This is a genomic window from Enterobacter sp. KBR-315C3_2022, assembly GCF_041399425.1.
Classification (GTDB): Bacteria; Pseudomonadota; Gammaproteobacteria; order Enterobacterales; family Enterobacteriaceae; genus Enterobacter.
This window is the reverse complement of sequence record NZ_JBGKEB010000049.1, coordinates 1-4,570: the sequence shown is the minus strand read 5'-3', so window position 1 is coordinate 4,570 and position 4,570 is coordinate 1. Positions and strand designations below refer to the sequence as shown.

Sequence of the window (4,570 nt, the reverse complement as noted above, 5' to 3'; positions counted from 1 at the left end):
CGGAAGGAAGAATAAAAAAGAAATCATCCTTTCTGAACACACTATCCTTTTTATTAAATTGTTCGACCAGTGTAACAAGAATATATGGAACGAAAGGTATTGTTAATCCGAAATATCTCCAGATCCTGAGTTCGTCAGCTTTGCTCAGAGCATCCCTGAATTCCTGAATTTTTCCACCCTCAGTCAACGCCTGAAAATTGATAAAAATCTCATAAATGCCGTTCACGCCGGCTTTCAGGGATGAGGCATTCCGGCCGGACCATTCCCTATCGCTCAGCAGACGGCAGTTCCAGCTCATATCCTTCGCTGTCTCCAGGGCATACGTCAGCCGGAACAGGTAATTTTGCACAGAAATGTCGTCGGTGCAGCTGTGCCAGAGGTAGTCCAGCTTGTGCTTAAGGCGGGCGCGTATACCCAGTGACCGCCCCTGGTTCAGTATCAGGTCGATATCCTTGGCCAGATCACGCGAGAAACGTCGCTGCTTTTTGGCCAGAGCAAACCAGCGCGTAATGAAAAGATTCTCCTGCGATTCAGAGTTAATCAGCCCATCCTGTCGGGCAAGCTGAAGTGCGACAAGTGCACACCAAGCGAGATGGCCCGTTTTATCCCTGTTTTTCAACTTTTCAGCTTCCTGGTCAAATATGTAGATAGCTCTCGGCGACGGACCAATAGCACCGGTTCGATTTTTGGATTCGTTGATTATGATATGCATTGCTTGAATCGACAACGGTCTGAACCCATTCGACCGGTACAACATAGCGTGGTAGCTCGGTCAGAAAGTGGCCATATTCCTGATAGGGTCTATTTTATAACATTCCCCAATGTTTTTCGGAGGAGTGATATGGTGAACGTGAATTAAGCCTTTGCCAAAGTCTACGTTTTTTTTCGAAATCAAATCCGCAGCTCTAACAGATGGCACCATGGCGCCTGATATAGGCTTTTCTGGCTTCCGCACTTCTGTCATAGTCATTTACGATATAGTCTTTCGGGCACCTTCCATATACCGCTCTGGCATACTGAGTTCATCAGGATAAGCATGGCCGATCGTATCAGCACACCAGACGTCTCCCTCCTTCCAGAGATAGCGTTTTACAACGCGATACTCCAAACCTGCAATAGCTGCCACGCCTGGACTATCAGGCTTCCGTGAGTACAAAATTTTGAGTATGCAAACCTTATCCCCATCGTTAACGTAACTGAGGTGCTCAATCTCCTGCGTATGGCCCGGAGTTTTTTTTGTTCTAACTACCATTCTTATCGCGGGTTAACCATGCACTCCTGTTCGCGTTCAGTGTCCCAGGAACCCAAAATTACCCATTTTAAGACCTTCGCCGCAGGTGCTTAACGCCACCGGCCGAGGCAGTTGTTCGGAATTAGCGGAGAATATTTTCTGGCCTAATGAAGCGAAAAATTAGGGTCGGGGGAAATTTATTGGCGAAGGCAGGGCCATCCCTGAACAGCCAAGAGAACTGTGTGATTATATCAGCACGTCATGTGGGAGAACCTCCTACATGGCATAGATGCCGTTTGTGTTATCGATGCCATGCCATAAAGGGCGAACTAGCGTCGCAGCCAGAACTACTGCTGCAAGCGAGGGGGTTATTATGAAAAAGATGGTAACCCGCAGGCCTGAATGGATCGCAGGGAACGAAAGGCCCGGACAGAGACATCTTGGCTGGTTAAATGCAGGGCAAGACGGCCCGCCGTAGCGTACATTAAAAAAAACCGGGCAAGCCCGGCATAACGCAAAAATGTTCCAACAACTTTTCACACATCCACGCTCTGGGCGATAGAGTCTGTATATTACAATGAAGCCATACATAAGATAAGGTTTAATATGTCGTTAAATTACAATTTAAAGTCCAATCTTGTTTTCTTACCTCATAATACTGTTAAGTTAATATTAGACACACTTCGGGGGGAGCCGCTAACTTACCGATATTTCCGCTCAATTACGCGCTGGATGCTTACACGAAATCACCTGCAAAGAGACATCAGCAATGTACGAAATTCATTGTATTCAGGGTATTTTGGCACTTTCGGAAAAAACCTACAAAATATTATAGGTGATCGTACTTAGTTTTTTTTACCTGTTACCGAAACCCCTCGCCCCTTTTCTGAAGTAAGCCCTGAAAAGGGACGAGGGTTCGGACAAGCCAGACGGACACGCCGTCACAGGATGTAATCTTAAAGTTGATCATCTAGTTTGATTTTGCAAACGGAGATATACAGGCATCTACTCACAGAGTTATGCACCGTTTCTGTGGATAAGCCACATTCTGTTTTGCTAACCAAGACCACAACCTCACCTCAGCAAGACCCGCCGAGAATCCCCGCTCAATAAGGGGGGGGAGGAAAAGCGAAAAGCCCCCAGGGCTTTAAAATTCAATCAGGCGTTGATTGACTCTGAACCTAGACTCCGAACATTTCTAACGTTGCTCCCCCTCGCTCGCGAACCACTTCCCCTGCAGCACTTCCGCCTTCAGGCTGCGGTGAAAGCGCTCCAGCTTGCCCTGCGTCTGCGGATGGTACGGCCGGGAGTGTCCCACCTTAATACCCAGACGCATCAGCCACAGCTCCAGCGCCGTCCAGGTGCCGGTGGTGTCGCCCCACGGCGCGCCGTTGTCCATCGTCATCCGGTCCGGCAGGCCGTAGCGTTCAAAGACGCTGACCAGCCGCTGCTGCACGGTCTCGCGCCGCTCGTCGGTGCAGTGCGCCAGGCACAGGGAAAAGCGGGAGTGGTCGTCGAGCAGGGTGAGCGGGTGGCAGCGGCCGCCCCCGGCAGCAGGCCGTGGCGGGCCATCAGGCTATGGACGGTGCTGAAGGCGGGCATGCGGTGGCCCTGATCTTCGAGCCAGCGCTTAATCTTGCGGGCGCCCCAGCGTTCGTGGCGGTCATGGGCCATGCGCAGCAGGGCGGTGACGTCGTCAGACGAGCGGTTCGGGGAGTGGTGCGGCGTGCGCGGGCGGTTCTGAAGGCCGGAGGCACCTTCCTCCGCCCAGCGGCGAAGCCACTTGTAGCCGGTGGCAGGTGAAATGCCGAAGCGACGGCAGAGGGAACGGATGTTCGCCCCGTCCTGCGAGGCGAACAAAACAAACTCGGTACGTAATGACATGGTATCTCTCGCATCCCAGGGCATAAGCGACTCCATAAACGGGTTCTTATGCCTTAGTTGTAAGTGTCTACCATGTCCCCGAACAAGTGTTCACTATGTCCCCGGGCTGTTCAAGAGTAGTGAGGATGCCAATCTAACAAAGTATGTGATGCCGTTTCGGCTAATCGACTTCAGTACTCCATTTTTTTACTAAGATTAATCTGGGCATGGACTAATCCTACCTTATCTTTAGCTTTAAAATGGAGATTACAATGGATCTTGTAAAAGAAGCGGAATTAAATAGGCGTGTTTCATGGGGCAGTATCATTGCTGGCGTGGTGACGGTAATCGCAATGTCCCTTCTACTTGCTACACTAGGGTCGGGCTTGGGTTTTTCAATGCTTTCACCTCAGTCTGACGATGTAATCAACGGTGCTGACAAGACCGTTCTAATCTGGTCGGTCATCTCGATAGTACTAAGCCTGGCCTGCGGCGGTTTTGTGGCTGGCAGGTTGGCTGGGGTAGACGGAAGCATCCATGGATTTCTTTCATGGGCGACATCCCTGCTCGTGGCCTCAGTGCTGGGCTTCGCCGCCGCAGGCGGCGTTCTGCACATGGCTGGAAATGCCATTGGCGCGGCAGCTTCTGCCACAGGTACCGCCGTAAATGGGCTGGGTAGTGCTGCAGGAAAGGCATCAGATATCTCCCAAAATATCGCTGACAGGCTCGGACTGAACACTCAACTCACAGCCCCAGATGCTGAGGGACAGGTACTAGAGGCGCTACGTAAGAGCAGGATTAAAGAACTTCAGCCGGAGTTTCTGCAGTCCCAGCTTCAGGCAGCTGGAAGTGATATTGCGAGCTCTGTAAAAGATTTGGCTGTAAACCCGGGCAATAGTGACGCCATTTTGAATAAGTTAAGCGATAAATTAAAGTCACGGGCGGACACAGTCAGCAAAGGCATCAACAGGGATGAGGTGAAAAAAGCGCTGGCAGATAATACTAGCCTGTCACAAGAAGAAGCAGACAAGGCCGTTGATAACTTCATTCAGGCTCGCGACAAGACCGTTCAGGAGGTAAGCGACCGTATGGCGCAGCTCCAGAGCAGTCTTAACGATGCGAAGGCACAATATGCTGAATTAAAAAAACAGGCAAAAGAGAAGGCTGATGAAGTAGCCAGTGCGGTTGCAAAGATTGCACTATGGTCATTTCTCGCTCTTCTGGTGGGGGCTATAGTCAGTACACTGGCAGGTTTGTGGGGAGTAAATACTCACCCTTCAAACCGGAAAATTAGAGCCTGATTGAAACCGAAGTCCCCGTCCTTAAGGATGTAATGCCGTTCACTTAAGCTTCACGTAGCTTAATGCTGAACGGATATTTAGGCGGAACATAAAGCACCGAACGATCGTATCTTCGGTGCTTTCTTTTTTCCGGCAAAATGAAGGATTTTACATTTTCCCTCATTCCTTTCAGATG

At 50.3% G+C, this 4,570-nt stretch carries 2 protein-coding genes and 1 pseudogene; 1 reads left to right on the top strand and 2 read right to left on the bottom strand.

Annotated features, from left to right (window positions below):
* Together AB8804_RS23005 and AB8804_RS23000 are read right to left on the bottom strand one after the other, a co-directional pair.
* The coding region (locus tag AB8804_RS23005; RefSeq protein WP_371190243.1) for a DUF2913 family protein at positions 1–727 on the bottom strand (727 nt) is incomplete at its 3' end.
* Between the two features lie 1,711 nt (positions 728–2,438).
* Positions 2,439–3,151: pseudogene (locus AB8804_RS23000) on the bottom strand (helix-turn-helix domain-containing protein); the annotation flags it as partial.
* A 215-nt stretch (positions 3,152–3,366) separates the two neighbouring features.
* Between AB8804_RS23000 and AB8804_RS22995 the strand changes: the two are divergent.
* Entirely contained in the window at positions 3,367–4,395 is a 1,029-nt protein-coding gene (locus AB8804_RS22995; RefSeq protein WP_371190242.1) for a CAP-Gly protein, read from the top strand.
* The last annotated feature ends 175 nt before the right edge of the window (positions 4,396–4,570 follow it).

Excerpts from the sequence above, each read along its gene's own strand:
- AB8804_RS22995 (WP_371190242.1), top strand. The coding sequence starts at position 3,367 with ATGGATCTTGTAAAAGAAGCGGAATTAAATAGGCGTGTTTCATGGGGC.